Origin of the sequence: Mycolicibacter algericus DSM 45454, assembly GCF_002086455.1 — a bacterium.
Taxonomy (GTDB): Bacteria; Actinomycetota; Actinomycetes; order Mycobacteriales; family Mycobacteriaceae; genus Mycobacterium; species Mycobacterium algericum.
Window position 1 is genome coordinate 35,000 of sequence record NZ_MVHC01000005.1, and the last position, 25,079, is coordinate 60,078.

At 68.8% G+C, this 25,079-nt stretch carries 30 protein-coding genes and 3 tRNA genes; 20 read left to right on the top strand and 13 right to left on the bottom strand.

The genetic code is table 11. The annotated features are described in order from the left end of the window. Positions 1 to 4: 4 nt before the first annotated feature. Positions 5 to 853, bottom strand: a complete 849-nt coding sequence (locus BST10_RS06700; protein WP_083037194.1) for a cytochrome c biogenesis CcdA family protein — start codon at positions 851 to 853, stop codon at positions 5 to 7. Continuing rightward, on the bottom strand, positions 850 to 1,350 hold the full coding sequence (locus BST10_RS06705; protein ID WP_083037195.1) for a redoxin domain-containing protein: 501 nt from the start codon (positions 1,348 to 1,350) through the stop codon (positions 850 to 852). The genes BST10_RS06700 and BST10_RS06705 overlap by 4 nt, the downstream gene beginning before the upstream one ends. A 45-nt stretch (positions 1,351 to 1,395) precedes the next feature. On the opposite strand from BST10_RS06705, the gene BST10_RS06710 reads away from it, so the two are divergent. The 3 genes from BST10_RS06710 to BST10_RS06720 are packed head-to-tail and all read left to right on the top strand — an operon-like array spanning position 1,396 to position 3,373. Continuing rightward, positions 1,396 to 1,833 carry an SRPBCC family protein gene (locus BST10_RS06710; RefSeq protein WP_013827594.1) on the top strand — a complete coding sequence of 146 codons (438 nt, stop codon included), beginning with the start codon at positions 1,396 to 1,398 and terminating at the stop codon, positions 1,831 to 1,833. A gap of 23 nt (positions 1,834 to 1,856) precedes the next feature. Then, the gene (cynS, locus tag BST10_RS06715; protein WP_443093854.1) at positions 1,857 to 2,309 is read left to right on the top strand and encodes a cyanase; all 453 of its coding nucleotides are present in this window, start codon (positions 1,857 to 1,859) and stop codon (positions 2,307 to 2,309) included. Positions 2,310 to 2,314: 5 nt separating this feature from the next. Further along, positions 2,315 to 3,373 (top strand): patatin-like phospholipase family protein, encoded by a 1,059-nt coding sequence (locus BST10_RS06720; RefSeq protein WP_013827596.1) that lies wholly within the window; start codon positions 2,315 to 2,317, stop codon positions 3,371 to 3,373. 7 nt (positions 3,374 to 3,380) lie between these two features. Here BST10_RS06720 and BST10_RS06725 read toward each other — a convergent pair whose 3' ends face one another. Then, entirely contained in the window at positions 3,381 to 4,211 is an 831-nt protein-coding gene (locus BST10_RS06725; RefSeq protein WP_013827597.1) for a hypothetical protein, read from the bottom strand. 11 nt (positions 4,212 to 4,222) lie between these two features. Then, positions 4,223 to 4,939 (bottom strand): MBL fold metallo-hydrolase, encoded by a 717-nt coding sequence (locus tag BST10_RS06730; RefSeq protein WP_083037330.1) that lies wholly within the window; start codon positions 4,937 to 4,939, stop codon positions 4,223 to 4,225. A 140-nt stretch (positions 4,940 to 5,079) separates the two neighbouring features. On the opposite strand from BST10_RS06730, the gene BST10_RS06735 reads away from it, so the two are divergent. The 11 genes from BST10_RS06735 (at position 5,080) to rplA (ending at position 9,938) form a co-directional block, all read left to right on the top strand. Further along, positions 5,080 to 5,152 (top strand) — tRNA-Thr (locus tag BST10_RS06735). 38 nt (positions 5,153 to 5,190) lie between these two features. After that, positions 5,191 to 5,264 (top strand) — tRNA-Met (locus tag BST10_RS06740). Between the two features lie 43 nt (positions 5,265 to 5,307). After that, positions 5,308 to 5,475: a 50S ribosomal protein L33 gene (gene rpmG, locus BST10_RS06745; RefSeq protein WP_013827599.1), complete on the top strand. Its 168-nt coding sequence runs from the start codon at positions 5,308 to 5,310 to the stop codon at positions 5,473 to 5,475. Between the two features lie 12 nt (positions 5,476 to 5,487). Next, positions 5,488 to 5,964 (top strand): (3R)-hydroxyacyl-ACP dehydratase subunit HadA, encoded by a 477-nt coding sequence (gene hadA / locus BST10_RS06750; RefSeq protein WP_013827600.1) that lies wholly within the window; start codon positions 5,488 to 5,490, stop codon positions 5,962 to 5,964. Beyond that, a complete protein-coding gene (hadB, locus tag BST10_RS06755; RefSeq protein WP_013827601.1) occupies positions 5,951 to 6,388 on the top strand; it encodes a (3R)-hydroxyacyl-ACP dehydratase subunit HadB in 438 nt (145 codons plus the stop codon). Before hadA ends, hadB begins: the two co-directional genes overlap by 14 nt. Positions 6,389 to 6,396: 8 nt before the next feature. Next, a complete protein-coding gene (gene hadC, locus BST10_RS06760) occupies positions 6,397 to 6,897 on the top strand; it encodes a (3R)-hydroxyacyl-ACP dehydratase subunit HadC (protein WP_013827602.1) in 501 nt (166 codons plus the stop codon). A 314-nt stretch (positions 6,898 to 7,211) separates the two neighbouring features. Then, positions 7,212 to 7,284 (top strand) — tRNA-Trp (locus tag BST10_RS06765). An 86-nt stretch (positions 7,285 to 7,370) separates the two neighbouring features. Then, positions 7,371 to 7,820 carry a preprotein translocase subunit SecE gene (gene secE, locus BST10_RS06770; protein WP_013827603.1) on the top strand — a complete coding sequence of 150 codons (450 nt, stop codon included), beginning with the start codon at positions 7,371 to 7,373 and terminating at the stop codon, positions 7,818 to 7,820. Positions 7,821 to 7,845: 25 nt separating this feature from the next. Then, positions 7,846 to 8,640: a transcription termination/antitermination protein NusG gene (gene nusG / locus BST10_RS06775; protein ID WP_013827604.1), complete on the top strand. Its 795-nt coding sequence runs from the start codon at positions 7,846 to 7,848 to the stop codon at positions 8,638 to 8,640. Positions 8,641 to 8,667: 27 nt separating this feature from the next. Then, on the top strand, positions 8,668 to 9,096 hold the full coding sequence (gene rplK, locus BST10_RS06780; protein ID WP_013827605.1) for a 50S ribosomal protein L11: 429 nt from the start codon (positions 8,668 to 8,670) through the stop codon (positions 9,094 to 9,096). A gap of 134 nt (positions 9,097 to 9,230) precedes the next feature. Further along, a complete protein-coding gene (gene rplA / locus BST10_RS06785; RefSeq protein WP_013827606.1) occupies positions 9,231 to 9,938 on the top strand; it encodes a 50S ribosomal protein L1 in 708 nt (235 codons plus the stop codon). A gap of 68 nt (positions 9,939 to 10,006) precedes the next feature. Here rplA and BST10_RS06790 read toward each other — a convergent pair whose 3' ends face one another. The 5 genes from BST10_RS06790 to BST10_RS06810 all read right to left on the bottom strand — a co-directional run bounded on the left by BST10_RS06790 (position 10,007) and on the right by BST10_RS06810 (position 14,950). Next, positions 10,007 to 10,906: a cyclopropane mycolic acid synthase family methyltransferase gene (locus BST10_RS06790; RefSeq protein ID WP_013827607.1), complete on the bottom strand. Its 900-nt coding sequence runs from the start codon at positions 10,904 to 10,906 to the stop codon at positions 10,007 to 10,009. A 158-nt stretch (positions 10,907 to 11,064) separates the two neighbouring features. Continuing rightward, complete coding sequence (locus BST10_RS06795; RefSeq protein ID WP_083037196.1) at positions 11,065 to 11,928, bottom strand: cyclopropane mycolic acid synthase family methyltransferase; 864 nt, start codon at positions 11,926 to 11,928, stop codon at positions 11,065 to 11,067. Between the two features lie 82 nt (positions 11,929 to 12,010). After that, positions 12,011 to 12,916: an alpha/beta fold hydrolase gene (locus BST10_RS06800; protein WP_013827609.1), complete on the bottom strand. Its 906-nt coding sequence runs from the start codon at positions 12,914 to 12,916 to the stop codon at positions 12,011 to 12,013. Between the two features lie 2 nt (positions 12,917 to 12,918). Then, positions 12,919 to 14,265 (bottom strand): ABC1 kinase family protein, encoded by a 1,347-nt coding sequence (locus BST10_RS06805; protein WP_013827610.1) that lies wholly within the window; start codon positions 14,263 to 14,265, stop codon positions 12,919 to 12,921. A gap of 148 nt (positions 14,266 to 14,413) precedes the next feature. Further along, positions 14,414 to 14,950 carry a DinB family protein gene (locus BST10_RS06810; protein ID WP_083037197.1) on the bottom strand — a complete coding sequence of 179 codons (537 nt, stop codon included), beginning with the start codon at positions 14,948 to 14,950 and terminating at the stop codon, positions 14,414 to 14,416. 73 nt (positions 14,951 to 15,023) lie between these two features. Here BST10_RS06810 and BST10_RS06815 point away from each other — a divergent pair, with 73 nt between their 5' ends. Together BST10_RS06815 and BST10_RS06820 are read left to right on the top strand one after the other, a co-directional pair. Further along, positions 15,024 to 19,220: a glycoside hydrolase family 38 N-terminal domain-containing protein gene (locus BST10_RS06815; RefSeq protein WP_083037198.1), complete on the top strand. Its 4,197-nt coding sequence runs from the start codon at positions 15,024 to 15,026 to the stop codon at positions 19,218 to 19,220. Further along, the gene (locus tag BST10_RS06820; protein ID WP_083037331.1) at positions 19,220 to 20,149 is read left to right on the top strand and encodes an ROK family protein; all 930 of its coding nucleotides are present in this window, start codon (positions 19,220 to 19,222) and stop codon (positions 20,147 to 20,149) included. The genes BST10_RS06815 and BST10_RS06820 overlap by 1 nt, the downstream gene beginning before the upstream one ends. On the opposite strand, the gene BST10_RS06825 is transcribed toward BST10_RS06820, so the two are convergent. Genes BST10_RS06825 through BST10_RS06835 form a run of 3 tightly spaced genes read right to left on the bottom strand, consistent with a single transcriptional unit; the run spans position 20,123 to position 20,946 of the window. Next, entirely contained in the window at positions 20,123 to 20,440 is a 318-nt protein-coding gene (locus tag BST10_RS06825; RefSeq protein ID WP_083037199.1) for a type II toxin-antitoxin system PemK/MazF family toxin, read from the bottom strand. The genes BST10_RS06820 and BST10_RS06825 overlap by 27 nt on opposite strands. Beyond that, entirely contained in the window at positions 20,430 to 20,558 is a 129-nt protein-coding gene (locus BST10_RS24140; protein ID WP_264079638.1) for a hypothetical protein, read from the bottom strand. The genes BST10_RS06825 and BST10_RS24140 overlap by 11 nt, the downstream gene beginning before the upstream one ends. A gap of 52 nt (positions 20,559 to 20,610) precedes the next feature. Next, positions 20,611 to 20,946, bottom strand: a complete 336-nt coding sequence (locus tag BST10_RS06835; protein ID WP_013827617.1) for a winged helix-turn-helix transcriptional regulator — start codon at positions 20,944 to 20,946, stop codon at positions 20,611 to 20,613. Between the two features lie 70 nt (positions 20,947 to 21,016). Between BST10_RS06835 and BST10_RS06840 the strand changes: the two genes are divergently transcribed. The 3 genes from BST10_RS06840 to rplL all read left to right on the top strand — a co-directional run bounded on the left by BST10_RS06840 (position 21,017) and on the right by rplL (position 22,730). Further along, positions 21,017 to 21,436 (top strand): anthrone oxygenase family protein, encoded by a 420-nt coding sequence (locus BST10_RS06840; RefSeq protein WP_041317042.1) that lies wholly within the window; start codon positions 21,017 to 21,019, stop codon positions 21,434 to 21,436. A gap of 246 nt (positions 21,437 to 21,682) precedes the next feature. Further along, positions 21,683 to 22,285 (top strand): 50S ribosomal protein L10, encoded by a 603-nt coding sequence (gene rplJ, locus BST10_RS06845; RefSeq protein WP_083037200.1) that lies wholly within the window; start codon positions 21,683 to 21,685, stop codon positions 22,283 to 22,285. A 55-nt stretch (positions 22,286 to 22,340) separates the two neighbouring features. Next, positions 22,341 to 22,730: a 50S ribosomal protein L7/L12 gene (gene rplL / locus BST10_RS06850; RefSeq protein WP_083037201.1), complete on the top strand. Its 390-nt coding sequence runs from the start codon at positions 22,341 to 22,343 to the stop codon at positions 22,728 to 22,730. 54 nt (positions 22,731 to 22,784) lie between these two features. Here rplL and BST10_RS06855 read toward each other — a convergent pair whose 3' ends face one another. Then, positions 22,785 to 23,486, bottom strand: coding sequence for a TetR/AcrR family transcriptional regulator (locus BST10_RS06855; RefSeq protein WP_013827621.1), 702 nt, complete (start codon positions 23,484 to 23,486; stop codon positions 22,785 to 22,787). 69 nt (positions 23,487 to 23,555) lie between these two features. Here BST10_RS06855 and BST10_RS06860 point away from each other — a divergent pair, with 69 nt between their 5' ends. Next, entirely contained in the window at positions 23,556 to 25,067 is a 1,512-nt protein-coding gene (locus BST10_RS06860) for a carotenoid oxygenase family protein (protein ID WP_083037202.1), read from the top strand. Positions 25,068 to 25,079: the final 12 nt, after the last annotated feature.

The window sequence follows — 25,079 nt, forward strand, 5'->3', positions numbered from 1 at the left end:
CATGCTACCTGCGGATGCGTCTAATTGAAACAATCGAAACCAACACAAGTGCAAGGGCCGCACCCAGCAGCGGCCAGACGCCCAGCGCGTCGACCCGATCCGCCAGCCAGGACTGCACAGCGCCGGCCGCGTGGATCACCGGATCGTCGGCTTCGGCACTGGAGCCACCGGCGAAGTACAGCCGGATCTCGTAGTAGCCGTAGTAGGTGACATACAGCCCGGTCACCAACACGATCACCCCGGCGATCCGGCCCACATACGGCAGCACCCGCCGCAGCGCCGAGGTGGCCGAGGACCCGGCCAGCGCCACCGCCAGCGCCGCCACCCCGACGGTGATACTCATGCCCGCGGCATAGGCCACGAACGCCAGCACGCCCGCCAGCGCCGAACCCTGCTGGAAGGTGGTGCTGATCACCGCGAGAAACGGTGCGATCGTGCACGACAGCGACGCGACCGCATAGCCCACGCCGTAGCCGTACATCGACGCCAGCCGTGCGGTCGGCGTTCCGCCCGCCGCAGGCAGCAGCACCGCGATGTCCCGGCCGGACAGCAGCCAGGCGCCCATCGCCAGCAGCAGCACGCCGATGACCACGGTGGCGAACGGCAGATACCGCTGCGCCGAGGCGATCAACGGCGACACCGCCAGGCCGAAGATCCCGAACACCGTCAGGAACCCGGCCGACATCGCCACCGTCGCCGCGCCGGCCCGGGCCAGCGCGGCCGGGCGCGACGTGTCCCGGCTGCCGGCGATCACCAGCCCCAGATACCCCGGCAGAAACGCGAACCCGCACGGGTTAAGCGCCGCAACCAGTCCCGCGCCCAGCGCGAAACTCAGTGTGGCGCTGTCGATCACGAATTCTTCAGCGCCTGCACCCGCGCACTCAGCTCGGCCTCGGGCAACGAGCCCTTCACCACCTCGACTTCGCCGCCCGGGCTGATGAAGGCGAACGCCGGCTGGCGGGTCACCCCGAAGCGGGCCCACACCGCCGCGTCGGTGTCCGCCAGCTCAGTGAAGCCGTCGACGCCGTACTTGGCGGTGAACTCCCGCAGCGCATCGGGCTGATCACGGGCGCCCACCCCGACGAACGTCACCGCCGGGTTCGCCGCGGCCACCCGCGCGACCAGCGGTGCATCCTTCTGGCACGTGGGACACCACGGCGCCCAGAACCACAGCACCGCCGGTCTGCCGGCCAGGCTCGCTCCGGAGAACGGCCGACCGTCGAGCGTCTGCGCGGTGAAGTCCAGCTGGGTGCCCTCGGCCGGCGTCCGCGAACCGCAGCCGGCAACCAGCAGCACCGCCAACAGCAAGACCGTGAGCAGGCGAAGTTCAGGAGTCTTCTGAGCGGGCATGTCGCCGAGTATGCCATCGGGTCCTGCCGGACTAAGGTCGCTTGCATGGCCCGCGGACGCCTGGAACACACCGCCGACATCGCCGCGCCACCCGAGGCCGTCGCCGCGTTCCTGGCCGACCTCGTCAACTACGAAGCCCTGCATCCGATGCTGGTGAACGTCCGCCGGGTTCCCGGTGGCACCGACGGGGCCACCCGCTACCTGGCCCCGCACCGCATGCGCCGCTGCGGCATGCCGATCCGCTTCACCTGCCGGGTGGAGCTGCGCACCGACGGCCCCGGCGACATCGTGAGCCACACCCGGCAGCGGCCCGGCATCGAGATGTGGTCCACGGTGACGGTGCGCCCGCACGGCGCCGGCAGCCGGTTGCGCGAACACGTCGACATCACCGCGCCCCGGCTGTTGATGAACACCGTGCTGCGCGACGGCGGCGCCTCGCATGCCGCGATGTGGGAGAACCTGCGCCGCCATTTCGAAGACTGAGCGACCCGGGCATGCTGGAAGCCATGAACCGAAGCGAGATCACCGAGCAGATCGTGGCCGCCCGGCTGGCCAAGGGCCTGAGCTGGCAGGAGCTGGCCGACGCGATCAAACGGCCGGTCGTGTGGACGACGTCGGCGCTGCTGGGCCAACAGCCCATCCCCGCCGAGCTGGGCGAGATCCTGGTCGGCCTGCTGGGATTGGATCGCTCCGTGGTGCCGGTGCTGGCCGCGGTGCCGATGCGCGGCGCGTCGCCCGGCGCGGTCCCTACCGACCCGACCATCTACCGGCTGCACGAGGCGGTGAGCGTCTACGGCCCGGCGATCAAGGAACTGATCCACGAGCAGTTCGGCGACGGCATCATGAGCGCGATCAATTTCAGCGTGGACATCGACAAGAAGCAGCACCCCGGCGGTGACCGGGTGGTCATCACTCTCGATGGCAAATTCCTGCCCTACGAGTGGAATTCAGCGGACTGAGTCCGATGGCCGCCCGCCGATCCGGCACGACCCAGCCGCTGACCGCCGACCTGGTGCTGTCCGGCGGGGGAGTGCGGTTCATCGGGCTGGTTGGGGCGGTGGTCGCGCTGATGGACGCCGGCTACTCGGTGCAGCGCATCTCCGGGGTGTCCGGCGGCTCGGTGGTCGGCACCATCCTGGCCGCGGCCGCGCAAGGCGATCAGCTGACCGCGGCGCAGGTCAAGGAGCTGGCGCTGTCGGTGCCGCTGGACACCTGGCGTGACACGGACCTACCGGTGCCGCTGTTGGGGGCCGCCTACGGGTTCCTGCGCGACAGCGGCCTGTACCGCGGCGACGTCGCCCACGACTGGATCCGCGGTGAGCTGGCGAACCTGGGCGTGCGCACCTGGGGTGACCTGGCCTACGACCATGACAACCTGCTGGCCGAGCGGCGCTACCGGGCGGTGGTCACGGTGACCGACGTGACCACCGGCCAGCTGGTCCGGCTGCCGTGGGACTACCGGCGGGTCTACGGACTCGATCCCGACGAGCAGTCCGTCGCCGACGCGGTCCGCGCCTCGATGTCGGTGCCGTTCTTCTACCGCCCGATGACGCTGACCAGCGCCGGCGGGCGACGCTCCACCCTGGTCGACGGCGGAGTGCTGTCGAACTTTCCGATCTACACCTTCGACCGGCTCGACGGCCGGGTACCGCTGTGGCCCACCTTCGGGGTGACGGTGGTGCCCGAGCTGTCCGGCGGCGACATCGGCGACATGGTTCCCGGCCTGCGCCCGCTGCGCATGTTCGGGCAGTCGCGGCTGCTGGAGAACCTGATCAGCACACTGCTGATCGGCCACGACCAGACCTACCTGAACCAACCGTGGGTCAGCGTGCGCGCCATCAAGGTCAACCCGACCGACGTCGGCGTGCTGGACTTCGGGATCTCCCGCGACCGGCTCGAAGAGCTCTTCAACAACGGCTACACCGCGACGCGGGAATTCCTGGCGACCTGGGACTGGCCGGCCTATCTGGAGCAGTTCCGGGTCACGCATTACCCCGGCGGCGGTCCGGCCCGCCCGGAGTGAGGCAGCCTCAGTGGCGGTGCTTGCCCAGCTCGGCGCTGGCGTCACCGAGCCGCACCGTGATGTCGGTGTTGCCGGCGCTGTCCAGCTGCTCGCGGCCCCGCAGCCGGTCCTGGATCTCGCGGGCCGCCCCGTTGATCCGCTCGATCTCGGCTCGGAACACGTCCGGCCGGGTCTCCTTGGACGCGTAGTGGAAGTAGCTGAGCAGGCTGCGCAGCAACTCCAGCTTCTGCTTCTCCCGCTTGGCCAGGTCATGCGTCGTCATCAACTCGACCCGTCGCACCGGAGGCAGATCGCCCCAGTCGAGCGTCACCTTGTTCTCGTAACGGGTGCGCTTGCCCCGCCCGAACCAGCCCTTGGGCTCCTCGGGGGTGTCGTAATAGCTGACCGTCCCGGTGAACCGCGACTCGATGCCCTCACCGAGTTCGGCCCGGTCGATCGCCGAGTCCCACACCGTGCGCCACTCCTGGTTGGGCGCCAGCACCGTCAGCTCCTCGGGCAACTGCAAGGCCACCACGTCAGCGTAGCCGTCCGAGGCCGTCTCGTAGCGCGCCACCGTGGGCGGCTGGGCGAACGAGAACCCGATGTCGTAGGCGGCGGTCTTGCCGAAGTTGCGCACCACCAGCTCGATGACGTGCCAGTCCGCGGCGTGCGGCTCCATGAACATCGCCACGTGCGGGCGGGTCTGCTCGGCGGCCGCCCGCCGGTTGCGCTGCAGCTGCCGGTTCAGGTAGATCAGCGCCAGCACGGTGATCCCGATCGCCAGCCACGCGGCGCATGCCAGCCACGCCTCCGGCCCGGCGTGCGTGATGTCGTACCAGCGATCCTCTACTGATCCCATCGGCTATCCCCTCATCCGCCCATCAGCATGCGCCACCGGTCCAGGCTGTCGGCGCGAAACACGTAGTTGGATCGCTTGACTTCGGAGAGCGCGGCACTCGGGTCGGCGGAATACCAATGGCCGGGAAACACCGTCGGGTCGCCGGGCAGGGCGGCCAGCTGCTGCAGGCTGCGATACATCTCATCGGAGTCCCCGCCCGGGAAATCGGTGCGCCCGCAGCCGTCCAGGAACAACGTGTCCCCGGCGACCAGCCGGCCGTCCAGCAGGAAGCACTGACTGCCCGGGGTGTGCCCGGGGGTGTGCAGCAGCTCGATCTCGATGTCGCCGATGCTGACCTTGTCGCCGTGCTCATGGGCGGTCAGGTCCGTCATCGCAATCCCGGTGATCCGCGAAACCCACTGTGCCTCATGGGTGTTCACATGAACCGGGACGCTGACCCGCTCCAGCAGCTCGGCCAGGCCCTTGAGTTCGAAGCCCATCATCTTCCCGCCTACGTGGTCGGGGTGGTGATGGGTGACCAGTACGCCGGACAGGTGCATGCCGTCGGCTTCGAGCGCGTCGAGCAGATCACCGGCCGCATAGGCCGGGTCGACCACCACCGCGTCGCCGGTCTGCCGGTCACCGATCAGGTACGCGAAATTGCGCATCTGGGCGGCCGTCGGGTCCCCGACCGCGAAATCGCGTCCGGAGAGCAACTGGCGGAAATACAGCCTGTCGGATTCGGGCACGCCCTCCACCCTAAAGCAGTCGATTGCAAGTGCGGCGGAGCCGTGCGCAGGGGCTACCGGCCACTGCGGTTTGGTGACCTCATGGCCGAGGTTGTAACCTTCTACAGGCTTACGGCGCCGCAACGGCCGCCGTGGGCGAGGCCCCCTTAGCTCAGTCGGCAGAGCGTTTCCATGGTAAGGAAAAGGTCAACGGTTCGATTCCGTTAGGGGGCTCGGTGGACGCCGGGCCTGCTGGCAGGTGTATTACCCGCGGCGATGTAGCTCAGTTGGTTAGAGCGAACGACTCATAATCGTTAGGTCGCCGGTTCAAGTCCGGCCATCGCTACAACGACAACCAGCGCAACAACAGACGAAAGAGGGCAGCTGACGTGGCCTCCAGCACCGATGTGCGGCCGAAGATCACCTTGGCCTGTGAGGTGTGCAAGCACCGCAACTACATCACCAAGAAGAACCGCCGGAATGACCCCGACCGGCTGGAGCTGAAGAAGTTCTGCCCCAACTGCGGCAAGCACCAGTCTCACCGCGAATCCCGCTAGGTAGCGCGAACCGTGTCGTTGGCCGAGCGCCTCGCCGGGGCGCATTACCGATACCCCGACCACTATGAGGTGGAGCGGGAGAAGATCCGCGAATACGCCCGCGCCGTCAAGGCCGTGGACCCGGCCAGTTTCCACCTGCGGGCCGCGGCCGGGCTCGGGTATGACGGTCTGCTGGCTCCGCTGACCTACATCTCGGTGTTCGGCCACAAGGCGATTTCGGCGTTCTTCGAGCACGTCGGTGTCGCCGTCGATGACGCCCAGATTGTCCAGGTCGACCAGAAGCTGGAGTTTCACCAGCCGATCAAGGAAGGCGACCGGCTGTACTGCGACGTCTCGGTCGAGTCGGTTCGCCGCGCACACGGCACCGACATCATCATGACCAGGCAGGTCGTCACCAACGCTGCCGGTGAGATCGTGCAGGAGACATACACGACGCTGGCGGGCCGCGCCGGCGAGGGAGATAAGGGTTTTACCGATGGCGTTGCGTGAGTTCAGTTCGGTCAAGGTCGGCGATCAGCTGCCGGAACGGGTCATCCCGCTCACCCGGCAGGACCTGGTGAACTACGCCGGCGTGTCCGGCGACCTGAACCCGATCCACTGGGACGACGAGATCGCGCAGCAGGTCGGTCTGGACACCGCGATCGCCCACGGCATGCTGACCATGGGGCTCGGCGGCGGCTACGTCACCGCCTGGGTGGGCGACCCGGGCGCGGTCACCGAGTACAACGTCCGCTTCACCTCCGTGGTGCCGGTGCCCAACGACGGCAAGGGCGCTGAGATCACCTTCAGCGGCCGGGTGAAGTCCGTCGACCCCGAAACGAAGTCGGTGACGGTTGCGCTCACCGCCACCGCCAGCACCAACGCGGACAAGAAGATCTTCGGACGGGCGGTCGCCTCGGCGAAGCTCGCCTAGGGGAAACGATGGCGATCAAAACCGACATCCGGGGGCTGATCTGGCGCTACCCCGAGCCGTTCGTGGTGGGCCGCGAGAAGATCCGCGAGTTCGCCAACGCCGTCAAGGCCGAGGACCCCGCCTGCTACGACGAGAAGGCGGCGGCCGAACTGGGCTACGACGGGCTGCTGGCGCCGCTGACCTATGTGGCGATCCTGGCCAAGCTGGTGCAGTCGGACTTCTTCCGCAACGTCGACACCGGCTACACCACCATGCAGATGGTGCAGGTCGACCAGGGGTTCACCTTCCACCGGCCGATCAAGGCCGGCGACATCCTCTACGCCCGGATGGAGATCGCGTCGGTCAACGAGCGCTTCGGCGCCGACATCGTCACCACCCGCAACATCTTGACCGACCCCGACGGCGACGTCGTGTTGGAGGCGTTCACCACGATGATGGGCCATGAGGGCGACGATTCGGTCAGCCTCAAGTGGGACGCCGAATCCGGTCAAGTCATCCGAACAGCCTGAGTCGTAGGGCTGTCCCGGTTTGCGCTCGCCTCCGCCGTCCCTGCGGGCCGACTCCGGTGAGCGTCGCCGAACAGCCTGATTCGTAGGGCTGTCCCGGTTTCCGCTCGCCTCCGCCGTCCCTGCGGGCCGACTCCGGTGAGCGTCGCCGAACAGCCTGATTAGTAACTGGCCCGGGCGGCGAGGTACACTCGAACCTCGGGGTTTTCCCAGCACTAGCGCGCTTTCCGTGGATCCGGGGAGCGCGCGAATTGTGTGGGCCGGAGACGGTGCACTGGTGAAACCCCGGAACGCGCAGGTTGGTCTGCCAACCGCGAAGGGGCGTAGCTCAACTGGCAGAGCAGCGGTCTCCAAAACCGCAGGTTGCAGGTTCAAGTCCTGTCGCCCCTGCTGACGTGCCATGGTGGACAGTGGACACTGGACACTGCCGGGCACGGTACGGCAATACGTAAGCGAGAAGAACGAAGGAGCATGCGGTGACCGACGAGCTCGACCGTCCCGACGCCGCAGCCGGCGGCGACAGCGAGGCCGACTCCACCGGCCACGGCCGCACGGCGGTGGCGAGCATGCAGGTCGGCGCGCCGCTGCGGCCCACCGGCAAGCGCTCCCGGCGGCGTGGGGCCGCCGATGACGACGTTGCCGAGTTGGAGTCCACGGCGACGGAGCTGGGCGGGGACGACGCCGGCGTCAAGAAGGCCAAGAAGGCCAAGAAGAAGTCGGACGGGCCGTCGCGCAATCCGTTCGTTTTCGTTTTGAACTATCTCAAGCAGGTCGTCGGCGAGCTTCGCAAGGTGATCTGGCCGAACCGCAAGCAGATGGTCACCTACACCGCGGTGGTGCTGGCGTTCCTGGTCTTCATGGTGGCTCTGGTCGCCGGAGCGGACTACGGCTTCGCCAAGCTGATCCTGCTGGTGTTCGGCGAGTGAAGTAATTAGGGAAGGACTGACAACCGTGACTACCTTCGACGGCGATACGCCCGCGGGCGAGCCGGTCGACGTGGCGGAGACCACCGAGGCGCCTGCCGAGGCCCCGGCTGACGAGACCCTTGCGGCTGCTGAGGCCGCGGAGGGCGCTGAGACCGCGGAGGGCACCGAGGCGGCCGAAGCCGAGCCGGCCGAGGAGCTCGACCCCGCGGCGACGCTGAAGGCGGAGCTGCGCACCAAGCCGGGCGACTGGTACGTCATCCACTCCTACGCCGGCTACGAGAACAAGGTGAAGGCCAACCTCGAGACCCGCGTGCAGAACCTCGACGTCGGCGACTACATCTTCCAGGTGGAGGTGCCCACCGAAGAGGTCACCGAGATCAAGAACGGCCAGCGCAAGCAGGTCAACCGCAAGGTGCTGCCGGGCTACATCCTGGTGCGGATGGACCTGACCGACGACTCCTGGTCGGCGGTGCGCAACACCCCGGGTGTCACCGGATTCGTCGGCGCCACCTCGCGGCCGACCTCGCTGCCGCTGGACGACGTGGTCAAGTTCCTGCTGCCGCAGGGCGCGGCCAAGAAGCAGGGGCGCGGCGCGGCGGCGACCGCGGCGACCACGCACGATGGTGGCCTGGAGCGGCCGGTCATCGAGGTCGACTACGAGGTCGGCGAGTCGGTCACCGTCATGGACGGCCCGTTCGCGACGTTGCCCGCCTCGATTTCCGAGGTCAACGCCGAGCAGCAGAAGCTCAAGGTGCTGGTGTCCATCTTCGGTCGCGAGACACCTGTGGAACTGACCTTCAACCAGGTCTCCAAGATCTAAGTAGTAGCGAAAGGAACACCAACACTCATGGCCCCGAAGAAGAAGGTCGCCGGTCTGATCAAGCTGCAGATCGAAGCCGGCCAGGCCAATCCCGCGCCGCCGGTGGGACCCGCGCTGGGTCAGCACGGCGTCAACATCATGGAGTTCTGCAAGGCGTACAACGCCGCCACGGAGAACCAGCGCGGCAATGTCGTCCCGGTGGAGATCACGGTCTATGAGGACCGCAGCTTCACCTTCGCGCTCAAGACCCCGCCGGCCGCCCGGTTGCTGCTCAAGGCAGCCGGCATCGCCAAGGGTTCGGCCGAGCCGCACAAGGCGAAGGTCGCCAAGGTGAGCTGGGACCAGATCCGCGAGATCGCCGAGACCAAGAAGGCCGACCTCAACGCCAACGACGTCGAGGCCGGAGCCAAGATCATCGCCGGCACCGCCCGCTCCATGGGCATCACCGTCGAATAAGCCCTCGTTGACTCTGCGCTGACGGTGCAAAAGTGCGAGTAAGCACCACCGTGAACGCAGAGTCAACGCAAGGAAAGCGTGGGAGGGCCAGCTTCGGCCCGCAAACCACAACCAACCACGAGATTGGATAACCGATGAGCAAGAACAGCAAGGCCTACCGCGCCGCCGCCGAGAAGGTGGACCGCGACAACCTTTACTCCCCGTTGCAGGCCGCCAAGCTGGCCAAGGAGACGTCGTCGACCAAGCAGGACGCCACCGTCGAGGTGGCCATCCGGCTCGGCGTGGACCCCCGTAAGGCCGACCAGATGGTCCGCGGCACCGTGAACCTGCCGCACGGCACCGGTAAGACCGCCCGGGTCGCGGTGTTCGCGGTCGGGGAGAAGGCCGAGCAGGCCACCGCCGCCGGCGCCGACGTGGTCGGCAGCGACGACCTGATCGAGAAGATCCAGGGCGGGTTTCTAGACTTCGACGCCGCGATCGCCACCCCCGACCAGATGGCCAAGGTCGGTCGCATCGCCCGCGTGCTGGGCCCGCGCGGCCTGATGCCCAACCCCAAGACCGGCACCGTTACCCCCGACGTCGCCAAGGCCGTCTCCGACATCAAGGGCGGCAAGATCAACTTCCGGGTGGACAAGCAGGCCAACCTGCACTTCGTCATCGGCAAGGCCTCGTTCGACGAGTCCAAGCTGGCGGAGAACTACGGCGCCGCCCTCGACGAGGTGTTGCGGCTCAAGCCGTCGTCGTCGAAGGGCCGTTACCTCAAGAAGATCGTCATCTCGACGACGACCGGCCCCGGCATTCCGGTGGACCCGACCGTCACCCGTAACTTCGTGGCCGAATAGCCCCCACGACCAGTCGCGAAAGCCCCCTTTTCCGTACCGGAGAGGGGGCTTTTGCGACTGGTCGGCGGTTAGCTCTTGACGTAGGTGACCAGGCTGACGTCCAGGGCCTCGTCGGTGAAGTAGTACTCGCAACCGCGCAGGTACTTCATGTAGCGCTGGTAGACCTCTTCGGACTGGATCGCGACGGCCTCGTCGTGGTGCGCCTCCAGCGCGTCACCCCAGATCCGGAGGGTCTTGATGTAGTGCGACCGCAGTGAAAGCGCCTCCGGCACAGTGAAACCGGCCTTCTCGCCGTGCTCCACCATCATGTCGGTGGTGGGCAGCCGCCCGCCCGGGAAGATCTCGGTGAGGATGAACTTGATGAACCGGGCCGTCTCGAACGTCAGCTTCTTGCCGCGCGCGTTCAGGTCATACGGATGGAAGCTGACACTGCTCTGGATGGCCATCCGGCCGTCGGCCGGCATGATCTCGAAACAGTTCTTGAAGAAGTCATCGTAGTTCTCGAAGCCGAAGTGCTCGAACGCCTCGATCGAGACGATCCGGTCCACCGGCTCGTTGAACTCCTCCCAGCCCTGCAGCAGCACCCGCCGTGTTCGCTCGGTGTCGATCTCGTCGAGCAGGCTCTGGGAGTAGGCGTGCTGGTTCTTGCTCAGCGTCAGCCCGATCACGTTGACGTCGTACTTCTCGACGGCGCGCTTCATGGTCCCGCCCCAGCCGCAGCCGATGTCGAGCAGCGTCATCCCGGGCCGCAGGTTCAGCTTGTCCAGGTTCAGGTCGACCTTGGCGATCTGCGCCTCTTCCAGCGAGATGTCCGGCGGCTCGAAGTACGCGCAGCTGTAGGTCCGGCTCGGGTCCTGGAACAGCGCGAAGAAGTCGTCGGACAGGTCGTAGTGGGCCTGGATGTTCTCGAACTTCGGACGCATCCCCTCGGCGCGTGTGGCCTTTTCCACCATCTGTTTGTCCACCATTTGTGACTGGTTGCCTTCCTGATGTAACCCGTCGTGACCGAACCTGGCGGTTGCCGTCTGGTCCGTGCCGGTCAACTGTTGCAGCTTAGCGGGTCGAGGGTGAATCGGTTGACGTGAAATATAGCCAAGCCGTAGCCCCACGGCAGGCCGGTCCCCGGCTACTTTTGCAGCGTGTACTGATGGACCGTGTTGTACCCGTCGCGGAACAGCTTTACGCAGCCGTTGAGGTACTTGTCGAAGCGGTCGTACGCCTCCTGACCTTGTACTTCGATCGCCCGCTCCTTGTTGGCCGCCAGCATCGCCGCCCAGTCTTCCAGGGTGCGCGCGTAGTGCGGCCCGATCTCGTCGTCCCGGGTCACGGTGAAGCCGGCCTCGGCGGCATACTTGCGGGGCAACCAGGCTGAGGGCAGCTGACCGCCGGGGAAGATCTCCTTCATGATGAACAAGGTGAACTTCGCCAGGTCCATCGTGAGCGGCAGGCCCCTGGCCTGCGCGTCCTCCGACCCCGCGATCGCGGTGATGGTGTGCAGCAGCATCCGCCCGTCGTCGGGCAACGCCTGGTAGGTGATCCGGAAGAAGTCCTCCCAGCGATCCCGGCCGAAGTGCTCGAACGCGCCGATCGAGACGATCCGGTCCACCTTGTCGGTGAACTCCTCCCAGCCCTGCAGTCGCACCTCGACCTGACGGTTGGTCTTGACCTTGGACAGTTTCTCGATCGCGTACTCGCGCTGCTCGCCGCTCAGGGTGAGACCGATGACGTTGACGTCGTAGGTCTCGATCGCTCGTTGCATGCAGGCCCCCCAGCCGCAGCCGATGTCGAGCAGTGTCATCCCGGGCTGCAGGCCCAGCTTGCCCAGCGCCAGGTCGAACTTGGCGATCTGGGCCTCATCGCAGGTGGTGTCCTTGTCGGGGTAGAACCCGCAGGTGTAGCCCATCGTGGGGCCGAGGAACAGCTCGTAGAACTCATTGGAGATGTCGTAGATCGACTGCAGTTCTTCGTACTTGGGTTCCAATTTCGGCATGGCTCGGTTTACTCACGATCTTCGGGGGGACAGGAAGAGGCCCCGACATCGTACCGTCTGCTGTTAGCCGGATAACAATTAGCTAGTGGCCGGCAGCAAACGTCGTGGTCAACTCGGTGATCACCGGATCCCACAGCTCCTCGGGAAGGTCATGGCCCATGCCCTCGAACAGCACCAGCCGGGCCCGGTCGATGGCATCGGCGATCGCCCGCCCGCCCGACGGCCGCATCAACTTGTCGGCCAGGCCGTGGATGACCACCGTCGGTGCGGTGATCAGTTGGTCGTAGGCGGCCAGGCTCCCGCTGGCCAGGATGGCGCCGAATTGGCGGGCGATGCCCCACGGGTAGTAGCTGCGTTCGTAGGCTTCGATGACGTTGGCCCGCAGCTGCTCCTCCGGTGTCGGGTAGCCGGGGCTGCCGATGATCCGGCTGGCCCGCACCGCGTTGTTGATGATCACCTCACGCGGCGAGTCCGGCGGCGGCCCGGACAGCAGCGCCAGCAGCGCGCGCGGCGCCGGCGGGGGCAGGAACCGGCGGTTGTTGCTGGAGAAGATCACCCCCAGCGACCGGGTCCGCTCGGCGAACCGGGCCGCGAACACCTGCGCGATCATGCCGCCCATCGAGGCGCCGACCACGTGGGCCCTGTCGATGTCCAGGTGATCCAGCAGCGCGGCGGCGTCGTCGGCCATGTCCTCCAGGGTGTAGACCGCTGAGCTGGGCTTGCCCAGCCAGAACCGCGCCATCCGGGGTACCAGTGCGCCGCGGGCATGTTTGCGGCCCAACTTGGTGGACAAACCCACATCCCGGTTGTCGTAGCGGATCACCCGCAGCCCCTGGGCGACCAGCTTCTCGCAGAAGCCGGTGCGCCACAGCAGCAGCTGGGCCCCCAGCCCCATCACCAGCAGGACCGGCGGGTCGTCCGGGCTGCCCAGGTCCTCGTAGAAGATCTCCAGCTCGCCGGAGCGAGCGGTACCGCTGCGCACCTCCACGGCTACACCTCCGGTGCTTGGTTGTGTTCACGGCTGACGTCGACCATGAAGTTGGCGAAGTAACCGGTCAGTTGCGGGTCGGACATCATCTGCCAGCGCGGCGCCAGCAGCTTCATGTAGCGCTCCACATAGAGGAACTGTTTGCCGATCAGCACCAGCTCGCGGGGCAGCTTGACGTCGTAGGCGTCGGCCAGCGCGCCGAGCTGCCGGCCGATCTCGGCGTAAGACAGATCGCCGAGGGTCTTCATCGTCAACGGGGTGGAGAACGCCTCCAGATCCTTGGCGGCCTGCGCCTCGGGTTTCATCGTGCCGACCGCGCCCATCAGCACCACGATCTTGCCGGCGGCGGCGTGGTCCTTCTTGACCAGCAGCGCATACACCAGCTCCCGCAGCAGCCACCGGGTGCGCGGGTCGATGCGGCCCATGATCCCGAAGTCCAGGAACACCACCCGCCCCTGGTCGTCGACCAGCAGGTTGCCGGCATGCAGGTCGCCGTGGAACAGGCCGTGCCGCAGCCCGCCCTCGAAGGTGGAGAACAGCAGCGCCTTGACCAACTCCACGCCGTCGAAGCCGGCCTTGCGGATGGCCGGGGCGTCGTCGATGCGCAGCCCCGCGACCCGCTCCATGGTGAGCACCCGCTCGCTGGTGAAGTCCCAGTGCACGTCGGGCACCTTGATGTTGCGGCCCAGCGGTGAGGCGTGCAGGTGCGACACCCAGGTCTGCATCGACTGCGCCTCGATGCGGAAGTCCAGCTCCTCGGCGAGGTTGTCGGAGAAGTCGGCGACGACGTCCTGCGCCGACAGTCGGCGGCCCAGCTTGGCCACCTCGACCAGTTGCGCGAACCGTTTGAGGATCTGCAGGTCGGCGGCCACCCGGCGGCGGATGCCCGGGCGCTGGATCTTGACGACGACGTCTTCGCCGCTGTGCAGCGTGGCGAAGTGGACCTGGGCGATGGACGCCGACGCGATCGGGGTCTCGTCGAACTTCGCGAACAGCTGCTGCGGTTCGGCGCCCAGCTCCTCGACGAACAGTTTGTGCACCGCTTCCGGGTCGGCCGGCGGAACCGAGTCCAGCAGGCCGCGGAACTCCCGCGACAGCGGCTCGCCGAACGCGCCGGGGCTCGAGGCGATGATCTGGCCGAACTTGACGTAGGTGGGGCCCAGGTCGGCGAATGTCTGCGGCAGCTCCCGGATCACCTTCTGCTGGACCGGGCCCGGCCCGAGCAGCCGCGTGAAGACGCGGCTGGCGGCGCGGGTGAGCTGCCAGCCCGTGGCGCCGATGCGAGCGGCCTCGACCGGCAGCGGCACCCGGTCCAGCCGGGCCACCTGGCGTGGTGGGGTCGAACTCATTGCTGCAGTCTGCCAAATCAACGCCGGAAGTGCTCTGTCAATGCCTGGCTGACCGGTCCCCACAGGCGTGGCGGCACATCATGCCCCATGCCCTTGACCAGCACGAATCGGGATGGCGGCGGCCACCGCACGGCCATGCATCGGCCCACTAGGCCGTTCCATCGGCTCGGTGGGCGTCTCGGTGGGCGTACAGATCGCGCAGGCAAGCGATCTCGGCCCCGTGGTGGATGGTCTCGCGGTTGATGTGCAAGACCAGTTCCGCCATGGTGCGGTCGGCCCACGGGCCCTCCGCGGGGCCGACCGGCCGGTTCAACGCGGCCTCGTCCAGACCGCGCACCCCGCCGATCCACCGGGCGTAGGCGTCGTCGAGCTGCTCCAGCGCGGTGGCGGCGTGCAGCGCATACGGCCAGCTCTGGTAGTCGGCCGGTGGCCCACCGAAATGGTGATGGTTACGCATCGCGAAGACTCCGACGGTGACGTGCGCCATCCGCCAGGCGATGGTGGTGAACGGCGCGGGCACCGGTGGCGGGAGCTCGAAGTCGATGCTGTCGCGGCGCACCGTCCAGCAGCCCGGCGCCGGCTCCCACAGGTACTCGGCGTCGGTGAGACCGTCCAACCGCGGGCGCAGCAGGTGCTGCCAGTGCCAGTCGAGTTGGTCGGCCAGTACCTCGCTGGAGACGGGCATGCCCCGAGCCTGCCACGCGTGCCCGGTCGCCGAAAGAAGCCATGCGGCCGGCGCACATCCGTAGGTTTGTGCCATGCAGGTGATCTCCGCCGAATCGACCGAGAAGTTCGTCGGGCCGGCCGACGCGCCGCTGCAGCTGGTCCGGGTCGAGTACGCCGGGGCCACCGCGCCGACACCGGTGCGGGTGGACGGTGACGGCCTGGCCGGGGAAGCCGTGGCCGAGCCGGGCAGCGGCGTCGTCGAGGTGCCGGTGACCGTCGCAGACCCGGTTCCGGGCCGGCAGCGCGCCGCGCGGGCCAACGGCACGGGTTTCAGCTTCACCGTGGCCGAGCCGGGCTGGACGATGTTCATGGTCGGGCACTTCCACTACGACCCGGTGTGGTGGAACACCCAGGCCAACTACACCAGTGCGTGGAGCGAGTACCCGCTCGGCGCGTGCCGGCAGACCAACGGCATCAACCTGGTGCGCGGCCACCTGGACTGGGCGAGCGAGCACCCCGAGTACAAGTTCGTCATGGCCGAGGTCGACTACCTCAAGCCGTACTGGGACACCCATCCGCAGGACCGCGCCGAACTGCGCCGGCTGCTGGCCCAGGGCCGTGTCGAGGTGATGGGCGGCACCTACAACGAGCCGTCGACCAACCTCACCGATGCCGAGACGACGATCCGGAACCTGGTGGCGGGCATGGGTTTTCAGCGCGACATCATGGGTGCTGATCCGGCTGGGCCCGCTACGGCCTGGCAGCTCGACGTGTTCGGCCACGACCCGCAATTCCCCGGGATGGCCGCCGACGCCGGGCTGACCTCCAGTGCGTGGGCGCGCGGGCCGTTTCACCAGTGGGGGCCGATGGCCCCCCAAAACGGGGTGGCCGGTGATCCGCACCGGATGCAGTTCGCCTCCGAGTTCGAATGGATCTCACCGTCGGGACGCGGCCTGCTGACCCACTACATGCCCGCCCACTACGCCGCCGGCTGGTGGATGGACGCTCGGGAGACGCTGGCCGACGCCGAGGACGAGGTGTACCAGCTGTTCGTCGAGATGAAGAAGGTCGCCGCCACCCGCAACGTGCTGCTGCCGGTGGGGACCGACTTCACCCCGCCCAACCGCTGGGTGGTGCAGATCCACCGGGACTGGAACGCCCGCTACACCTGGCCGAAGTTCGTCTGCGGGCTGCCGCGCGAGTTCTTCGCCGCGGTACGCGCCGAACTGGCCGAGCGCGGCGAGAGCCCATCCCCGCAGACCCGCGACATGAACCCGATCTACACCGGCTGCCACGTCTCCTACATCGACACCAAGCAGGCCAACCGGGCGGCCGAGCGGGCGCTGCTGGCCGCGGAGGGCTTCGGCGTGTTCGCCTCGGCGCTGACCGGGACCGGCTACCCGGAGGCGGCGCTGGCCAAGGCGTGGGCGCAGCTGTGCTACGGCGCCCACCACGACGCGATCACCGGGTCGGAGGCCGACCAGGTGTACCTGGATCTGCTGACCGGCTGGCGCGACGCCTGGCAGTTGGGCGTCGATGCCCGCGACGCCGCGCTGGCGGTGCTGTCGGGTCTGGTCGAGGCCGGTTCCGGGCCCGGCCAGACCACGGTGGTGTGGAATCCGGTGGCCGCCGACCGCACCGATGTGGTCACCGTGCGGCTGGACCCGCCGGCCGCGGCCGGGGTGCGGGTGTTCGATTCCGACGGCACCGAGTTGCCCGCCCACGTCGAGCACGGCGGCCGATCCGTGAGCTGGCTGGCCCGCGACGTGCCGTCGCTGGGCTGGCGGGCCTATCGGCTGACCCCAGACGCGGACCCCCAGGGCTGGGCCCCGATACCCGGCAGCCGGATCTCCAACGGGCACCACCGGCTGACCGCCGACCCCGACCGCGGCGGCGGCATCACCTCGTGGCGCTGCGACGGGCGCGAAATGATCAGCGAAGGCGGGCTGGGCAACCAGCTGGCGGTCTACGACGAATACCCCAAACACCCCCAGTCCGGGGAGGGGCCGTGGCATCTGGTGCCCAGCGGCAACCTGTTCACCTCGGCGGTGGCCACCGCCGTCACGGTGCAGGCCTACCGCGGCCCGCTGGGGGAGCGGCTGGTGGTCTCGGGGCGGATCCGGGGCGTGCTGGCCTACACCCAGACCCTGACGCTGTGGCACGGCATCGACCGGGTGGACTGCTCCACCACCGTCGACGAGTTCACCGGCGCCGATCACCTGCTGCGGTTGCGCTGGCCGTGCCCGGTTCCCGGGGCACTGCCGGTCGCCGAGGTGGCCGACGCGGTGATCGGCCGCGGCTTCGCGCTGTTGCACGAGCCCACCGGACGCTCGGTGGACACCGCGCAGTTCCCGTGGACCCTCGACACCCCCGCCCACCGCTGGTTCGGGCTGTCGGCAACCGCGCGGATCAACGTGGGCGACGGCAGCCGGCCGGTCTCGGTGGCCGAGATAGTCACAGCGATTGCCCCGTCCGCACGGGAGTTGATGGTCGCGCTGGTGCGTGCCGGGGTCACCGCCAGCTGTTCGGACGCCGACGGGCCCCGCTACGGCAACCTCGACGTCGACTCCAACCTGCCCGACGTCCGGATCACCCTCGGGGGGCCGGACCGCAACGCCTTCACCCGCACGGTGCTGGATGCCGCCGATCCCGCCTACACCGCCGAACTGGACCGCCAGCTCGAGCAGCACGGCCGGGCCCGGGTCTGGGTGCCCGCGGCGAAACCGCTCGCGGAGGTTTGGGTGCCCGGAGCCGACCTGAGCGGTCCGCGTGCCCTGCCGGTACTGGTGATCGCCGCCGATGACGATGCCGCGCTGGCCGCGGAGATCGCCCGGGTCACCGAGGAGCTGGCCGGCAACGAGATCAGCGTCGAACAGACCGCCCGCGCTGACCTGGAGCCGTTCGAGGCGCGCACCGTCGCGCTGATCAACCGCGGCGTGCCCAGCTTCGCCGTCGACACCGCCGGCACGCTGCACACCGCGCTGCTGCGATCCTGCACCAGCTGGCCGTCGGCGGCCTGGGAAGACGAGCCGCGCCGTACCGCACCCGACGGCAGCGCCTTCCAGCTGATGCACTGGACGCACACCTTCGATTACGCCCTGGTGGCCGGTGACGGTGACTGGCGCCAAGCGGGTATCCCGGCGCGCAGCGCGGAGTTCGCCGACCCGCTGCAGGCGGTCCCGGTGACCGACGGTTCCGGGGCGCTACCGGTGACCGGCTCGCTGTTGCGCATCGACGCCGCCGGCGCGGTCGGCCTGGGCGCGCTCAAGGCCGCCGGCAACCCGACCGCGCGGGCCAGCGCACAACCCGTCGATGCCAGGACCGTCACGCTGCGGCTGGTGGAGACGCGCGGCGCCGACGCCGTCGTGACGCTGCGCAGCGACGTCGGGACGGTGAGCGTGCTGGGCCGCGCCGACCTGCTGGAGCAGGCCCGCGAGCACCCGGACCCGCGGCGGCTGCACGGCTACGAGATCGCCACCGTCACCGCCCGACTCGACGTCGAACGCCTGGGTGCCGCCGGTCCGTTGGCGCCCGAGGCCGAGACCGCCCAGCCGCTGTATGCCCGCTACTGGCTGCACAACCGCGGGCCGGCGCCGCTGGGCGGCATGCCGGTGACCCCGGCCCTGCATCCACACCGGCTCGACGCCGACCCGGGTGCGCTGTTGAGCCTGGATCTCACCGTGGCCAGCGACAGCATCGACGCGGACCTGGCCGGCGCGGTGACGCTGGCGTGTCCGGCCGGCTGGAACGCAGCGCCGGCCGAGCATCCGGTGCGGTTGGCCGCCGGCGAGCACGTCCGCACGCCGGTGGCGGTGACGGTGCCGGCCGACGCCGCGCCGGGGCTCTACCCGATCCGCGCCCGCCTCGACGTCACCGGTGACGTCCCGCCGTCCTGGCGACAGCCGGTCGAAGACATCGCGGTGGTGCGCGTCGGCGATCCGGGCGCCGACCGGCTGCTCTACGTCGACGGCCCCGGTGCGGTCGAGGTCACCGCCGGGCAATCCGCGCGACTGCGTGTCACCGTCGGCACCGACGCGCACGCCGACCTGGCAGTCGAGGCGCATCTGATCAGTCCCTGGGGCACCTGGGAATGGTCGGGGCCGGCCGCGCTGGGTGCGGTGGTCCCGGCGCGGAGCAGCGTCGAACTCGAGTTCACGCTGCGCCCGCCGGTATGGGCGTCGCCCGGTACCTGGTGGGCGCTGGTGCGGGTCGGCGGGGCGGGCGCGCTGGTGTACTCACCCGCGGTGCGGCTGGCGGTGCTGCCGTCCGGCACGAGCGGGCTCGACTGATGCCCGTGCTCGCGCTCGACGTCGGCGGCACCAAGATCGCCGCCGGCCTGGTCGAGACCGACGGAGCCCTGACCTACACGGCGGTTCGGCCCACCCGCGGCGATCAGGGCGCCGAGGTGGTGTGGGCGGTGGTGGCCGAGTTGCTCGACGACGTCCTGGCGAGAGCCGGCGGGCGGGTCCGCGCGGTCGGGGTCGGCTCGGCCGGACCCGTCGACGTGAACGCCGGCACGGTCAGCCCTATCAACATCCCCGGCTGGCATGGGTTCGGGTTGCGTGACCGGGTGGCCGCCGCGGTGCCCGGGGTGCCGGTCACCTTGGGCGGTGACGGCGTCTGCATGGCGCTGGGCGAACACCGGCACGGCGCCGGGCGCGGCACGCGGTCGATGCTCGGCATGGTGGTCTCCACCGGGGTGGGCGGCGGTCTGGTGCTCGACGGCGCGCCGTTTCACGGCCGCACCGGCAACGCCGGGCACGTCGGCCACGTCGTCGTCGACCCCGGCGGCCAGCCGTGCCGGTGCGGCGGGCGCGGCTGCGTGGAGACCGTCTCCTCCGGGCCGTCGATGGTGCGCTGGGCGCTGGCCAACGGATGGGGCCCGGACGGTGTGGACGGGTCAGCCGCGGACGCCAAGGCGCTCGGTGCGGCCGCCGAGGCCGGTGACCCGGTGGCGCTGCGCGCATTCCGGCGCGGCACCGATGCGCTGGCGGCGATGATCGCCTCGGTGGCCGCGGTCTGCGATCTGGATCTGGTGGTAATCGGCGGCGGCGTCGCGAAATCTGGTGCGCTGCTGTTCGATCCGCTGCGGGCCGCGCTGGCCGAGCACGCCGGGCTGGAGTTTCTCAGCGGGCTGCGAGTGGTGCCCGCCGAACTGGGTGGCGACGCCGGGCTGGTGGGCGCCGCGGCGCTAGTCGAGTCCCAGCACCGCCACTAGCGCGGTGTCGATCGCGGCCAGCTCGGATCCGGTCAGTCGGCCGACGAACTCGCCGAGCCGGCGCTGCGGATCGATGACCGTGAGCTGCTCCACCAGTACCCGCGTCTTGGTGCCGGCGATGTCGATCTCCGGTCGGAATGACGCGGCACGACGACCGGTCGAGGTGGGCGCGATGATCCAGGTGGACAGCGGTAGGTCATCAGATTGCACCACGACGGCGTAGTGCCCGCCCGGTTGTTCGTGACCGCGAGCGTCCGTCGGCGCCTTGAACCGATACAGGTCACCACGCACGGACCGCGTCCATCTCCGCGGCCAGTTCGCGCGAGGCGGCGACGTCGGCGGGGTCGTCCCGCAGCTGCTCGGCCTCGGCCCGCAGCCGGGCCCGGCGCAATGCCCGTTCAGCGTCCAAGATCGCCGACCGGGCGACCTCCGAGCGACAGATTGTACGACGAATCGCAGTATCAGCTGGTAGATCCGCGGGTGATATGTGTACGCCCCCAGTCGCAGAGCGCTTGCAGCACCGGTGCCAGCGTCGCGCCGTAGTCGGAGATCGAATAGTGCACGCACGGCGGCACCGTGCCGGCGTCGTGACGGTCAATGATGCCGTCGTCCACCAGCTCGTGCAGGTGGCGGATGAGCATCCGCTCGGTGATGCCCGGAATGCTGCGCCGCAACTCGGCGGTGCGCATCGGCCCGTCGGCCAGCCGCCACAGGATGGTGCCCTTCCAGCGGCCGTCGACGACCGACAGTGCGGCGTCGATCGGGCACTCGCCGACTTCTTTCTTCGATACCGCCACCAGCGTCTCCTATACTGACTAATTCGTCAGTACCTTGTTTTTTGTCAGCGTACCCACCATAGTCGATGCGATGATGCTCGGAGTAGTGGCGATAGCGGTAGTCGGTGCCCTGGTGGGCTCGGAGTTCGCGGTGGCGGCGTTCTTCAACCCGATCGTCGGGCGGCTGCCCGATGAGGCGTTTCGGCTCGCCCGCAGCGAGGGAGCCCGGTTGCTCGGGCGGGTGATGCCGTTCTGGTACCTGGGCTCACTGGCGCTGCTGGTGGTGGCCGCCGTCGTCGGTGCCGGTCCGCAGCGCTGGTTCATCGGGGCCGGGGCGGCCCTCATGACGGTCGTCGCACTGCTGTCGGTGACGATGCTGGTGCCGGTCAACAACCGCATAGCCGCCGGCGAGGTGCCCCGGCCGCTTGCGGCGCGCTGGGACCGGTTGCATTGGGTGCGGGTGGCGCTGCTGGGGGCAGTGCTCGTGCTGTTGGTCGTCGCGAGCGCGTAGCCGGCGGTTGGCCGTTTTGGCTGATCGCCACCGGTCGCGCTATGGTGTGTGCCGATCCACCGAAGACCGTCGGTCACCGAGCAATCGGTTGAAGGTCCGGGAACATCCCGGCGGCCCACGCAGGAGGACGAGGCACCGGCCCCGCCGGCACGTACTTGTGACGCCCCGACCGCTTCCTGCGTCGGGGCGTTCGTTGTCTCCGAGGCGGATCGCACGGACACCCACAGCGACCCCGAGGAGGTATGCATGGCGCGGGCTGACAAGACCGCCGCCGTCGCGGACATCGTCGAGCAGTTCAACGACTCGACCGCCACCGTGATCACCGAGTACCGCGGTCTGACCGTTGCGAACCTGGCGGAACTGCGGCGTTCACTCGGCGGCTCGGCCACCTACACGGTGGCGAAGAACACGCTGGTCAAGCGGGCCGCGTCCGAGGCCGGGATCGAGGGTCTCGACGAGCTGTTCGCCGGGCCCACGGCGATCGCGTTCGTCCGGGGCGAGCCGGTCGACGCCGCCAAGGCCATCAAGAAGTTCGCCAAGGACCACAAGGCGCTGGTCATCAAGGGCGGCTACATGGACGGCCACGCGCTGACCGTGGCCGAGGTGGAGCGCATCGCCGATCTGGAGTCGCGCGAGGTGCTGCTGGCCAAGCTGGCGGGTGCCATGAAGGGCAACCTGTCCAAGGCGGCCGGCCTGTTCGCCGCTCCGGCCTCGCAGATGGCCCGCCTGGCCGCTGCGCTGCAGGAAAAGAAACCCGCCGAGGCTCCCGCCGACACCGCCGAGGCTCCGGCCGACACCGCCGAGGCTCCGGCCGACACCGCCGAGGCTCCGGCCGAGGCTGCCGAATAACCAGGCATAACCCCAACCCCGACTTCCTTAACCGGAATCAGAAAGGACCGAAATCATGGCCAAAATGTCCACCGAAGAGCTGCTCGACGTCTTCAAAGAGATGACCCTGCTGGAGCTGTCGGAGTTCGTGAAGCAGTTCGAGGAGACCTTCGAGGTCACCGCTGCCGCTCCGGTCGCCGTCGCCGCTGCCGGTGGCGCTGCCCCGGCTGCCGCCGAGGCCGCCGAGGAGCAGTCGGAGTTCGACGTCATCCTGGAGTCGGCCGGCGACAAGAAGATCGGCGTCATCAAGGTGGTGCGCGAGGTCGTCTCCGGCCTGGGTCTCAAGGAGGCCAAGGACCTGGTCGACGGCGCTCCCAAGCCGCTGCTGGAGAAGGTCGCCAAGGAGGCTGCCGAGGAGGCAAAGGCCAAGCTCGAGGCTGCCGGCGCCACCGTCACCGTCAAGTAGTTCGCACTACAGCCCAAACCCCCGGAACCCGCGAGGTCCGGGGGTTTCGGCTGTTCAGGGCCGGTCGGTCACCGCAGCCAGTGACTGCGCCACCCGCTCGGGGGTGTCGCCGAGGGCGATCAGCAGGCCGGTGGCCATGGGTTTGAGTACCGGTCCCGCCGCGGCCACCGACGCGCCCGTCCCGCCGAAGAACCCGGCCAGCTCCAACATCACGAAGCCGTGCATCACCGTCCAGAACTGCGCCGCGGTCGCCACCACCTGAGCATCCGAGCCGTCGGAGTCCGTGTCGTTCGAGCCCGCCGCGATCCGGCCGGCCTGCATCGACCGGTGTACGCCGCGCACCAGGTGGGCGAAGCTGGGGAAGCGCACGTCGATCTCGGCCAGGCCCAACGTGAGCATGTTCTGCGTCGGCGCGTTGATGCCGTGTGCGCTGGTGCTGCCGAACATCAGTCGGTACAGGTGCGGCCGGCCGATCGCGAAGTCCCGGTAAGCGACGCCGGTGGCCAGCAGGTCCGCCACCGGATCGTCGGTCTCCGGGATGCTCAGCGCCGCGTCGAACCGGCGCAGCCCCTCCTCGGCGATCGCCGCGATCAGTTGGGCCATACCGCCGAAGTGGGTGTAGACCGCCATCGTCGACGTGCCTGCCGCGGCCGCGATCTTGCGGGTCTGCAGCGCGTCGGGCCCATGCTCGTCGAGCAGTCCCAGCGCGGCGTTCAGCAGGTCGTCGCGCACGGTGTGATCGGGCTGCGAAGTCACGGTTGTCATCGTCGCACAGCTGGCGTACGGTACCTATAACGCTGAAATAACAATGTTATAGGAGTCTTCATGGTCATCAAATCCACCGGCGAGGCGGTGCCGTCGACGAACCCGTACCTGGAAGGCTTTCTGGCGCCGGTGCACACCGAGACGACCACGACCGACCTGCGGGTCACCGGGCAGATCCCCGACTACCTCGACGGCCGCTATCTGCGCAACGGGCCCAATCCCGTCGCCGACGTCGATCCGGCGACCTACCACTGGTTCACCGGCGACCCGATGGTGCACGGCGTGGCGTTGGGCGGCGGCCGGGCCCACTGGTACCGCAACCGCTGGGTACGCACCCCGGCGGTCTGCGCAGCGCTGGGCGAACCGTTGCCGGCGCGGATCGACGTCCGGGCCGGGATGCAGTCCGTCGGGCCCAACACCAACGTGCTCGGCCATGCCGGCAAGACCCTGGCGCTGGTGGAAGGCGGCGTCGCCAACTACGAACTCACCGACGACCTCGACACAGTGGGCACCTGCGACTTCGACGGCACGCTGGCCGGCGGCTACACCGCGCACCCGCACCGCGATCCGGCCACCGGCGAACTGCACGCCGTGTCGTACTCGTTCGCCCGGGGCAACCGCGTCCAGTACTCGGTGATCGACAACGCCGGGCGGGCGCGGCGCACCGTCGACATCGAGGTGACCGGTGCGCCGATGATGCACGACTTCTCGCTGACCGAGAAGTATGTGGTGGTCTACGACCTGCCGGTCACCTTCGACCCGATCCAGGTGCTGCCGATGAACCTGCCCCGCTGGCTCAGCGCGCCGGCCCGCTTGGTGCTGAACAGCCTGGTGGGCAAGGTCCGGATGCCGAGTCCCCTCACCGCGATGGTCAACCGCGACAGCCGGCCCCCGGCCGGGCTGCCCTACGCCTGGAACCCCGGCTACCCGGCGCGCATCGGGGTGATGCGGCGCGAGGGCGAGCCGACGGTGCGCTGGTTCGACATCGAACCGTGCTACGTCTTCCACCCGCTGAACGCCTACACCGAGATCTCGCCGACCGGCCAGGAACTGCTGGTGCTCGACGTGGTGCGTTACGCGAAGGTCTTCGACGCCGACCGGCGCGGGCCCGGTGACGCCCCGCCGGTCCTGCACCGGTGGACGCTCAACCTGGACACCGGTGCGGTGAGCACCGAGGCCCGCGACGACCGCCCGCAGGAGTTCCCCCGGATCAACGAGGCGCTGCTGGGCGCCAAACACCGCTTCGGCTACACCGTCGGGATCGACGGCGGGTTCGTCGGCGGCAGCCGGTCGGAGATGTCGACCACGCTGTACAAACAGGACTACGCCACCGGCTCGAGCATCACCGCGCCGCTCGACCCGCAGCTGGTGCTCGGCGAGATGTCGTTCGTGCCGCGCCCCGGCGGTCGCGACGAGGACGACGGCATCCTGATCGGGATGGGCCACCATCGCGGCGCTGACGAGGGCCAACTCCTGATCCTGGACGCTGCAACCTGTGAGCAGGTGGCCACCGTGCACTTGCCGCAGCGGGTGCCGATGGGTTTCCACGGTAATTGGACACCCGCGGAGTGAGGCGGACCGGCG

Excerpts from the sequence above, each read along its gene's own strand:
- BST10_RS06705 (WP_083037195.1), bottom strand. The coding sequence starts at position 1,350 with ATGCCCGCTCAGAAGACTCCTGAACTTCGCCTGCTCACGGTCTTGCTG.
- BST10_RS06710 (WP_013827594.1), top strand. The coding sequence starts at position 1,396 with ATGGCCCGCGGACGCCTGGAACACACCGCCGACATCGCCGCGCCACCC.
- cynS (WP_443093854.1), top strand. The coding sequence starts at position 1,857 with ATGAACCGAAGCGAGATCACCGAGCAGATCGTGGCCGCCCGGCTGGCC.
- BST10_RS06720 (WP_013827596.1), top strand. The coding sequence starts at position 2,315 with ATGGCCGCCCGCCGATCCGGCACGACCCAGCCGCTGACCGCCGACCTG.
- BST10_RS06725 (WP_013827597.1), bottom strand. The coding sequence starts at position 4,211 with ATGGGATCAGTAGAGGATCGCTGGTACGACATCACGCACGCCGGGCCG.
- hadB (WP_013827601.1), top strand. The coding sequence starts at position 5,951 with ATGGCGTTGCGTGAGTTCAGTTCGGTCAAGGTCGGCGATCAGCTGCCG.
- hadC (WP_013827602.1), top strand. The coding sequence starts at position 6,397 with ATGGCGATCAAAACCGACATCCGGGGGCTGATCTGGCGCTACCCCGAG.
- rplK (WP_013827605.1), top strand. The coding sequence starts at position 8,668 with ATGGCCCCGAAGAAGAAGGTCGCCGGTCTGATCAAGCTGCAGATCGAA.
- rplA (WP_013827606.1), top strand. The coding sequence starts at position 9,231 with ATGAGCAAGAACAGCAAGGCCTACCGCGCCGCCGCCGAGAAGGTGGAC.
- BST10_RS06790 (WP_013827607.1), bottom strand. The coding sequence starts at position 10,906 with ATGGTGGACAAACAGATGGTGGAAAAGGCCACACGCGCCGAGGGGATG.
- BST10_RS06795 (WP_083037196.1), bottom strand. The coding sequence starts at position 11,928 with ATGCCGAAATTGGAACCCAAGTACGAAGAACTGCAGTCGATCTACGAC.
- BST10_RS06805 (WP_013827610.1), bottom strand. The coding sequence starts at position 14,265 with ATGAGTTCGACCCCACCACGCCAGGTGGCCCGGCTGGACCGGGTGCCG.
- BST10_RS06810 (WP_083037197.1), bottom strand. The coding sequence starts at position 14,950 with ATGCCCGTCTCCAGCGAGGTACTGGCCGACCAACTCGACTGGCACTGG.
- BST10_RS06815 (WP_083037198.1), top strand. The coding sequence starts at position 15,024 with ATGCAGGTGATCTCCGCCGAATCGACCGAGAAGTTCGTCGGGCCGGCC.
- BST10_RS06820 (WP_083037331.1), top strand. The coding sequence starts at position 19,220 with ATGCCCGTGCTCGCGCTCGACGTCGGCGGCACCAAGATCGCCGCCGGC.
- BST10_RS06840 (WP_041317042.1), top strand. The coding sequence starts at position 21,017 with ATGATGCTCGGAGTAGTGGCGATAGCGGTAGTCGGTGCCCTGGTGGGC.
- rplJ (WP_083037200.1), top strand. The coding sequence starts at position 21,683 with ATGGCGCGGGCTGACAAGACCGCCGCCGTCGCGGACATCGTCGAGCAG.
- rplL (WP_083037201.1), top strand. The coding sequence starts at position 22,341 with ATGGCCAAAATGTCCACCGAAGAGCTGCTCGACGTCTTCAAAGAGATG.
- BST10_RS06860 (WP_083037202.1), top strand. The coding sequence starts at position 23,556 with ATGGTCATCAAATCCACCGGCGAGGCGGTGCCGTCGACGAACCCGTAC.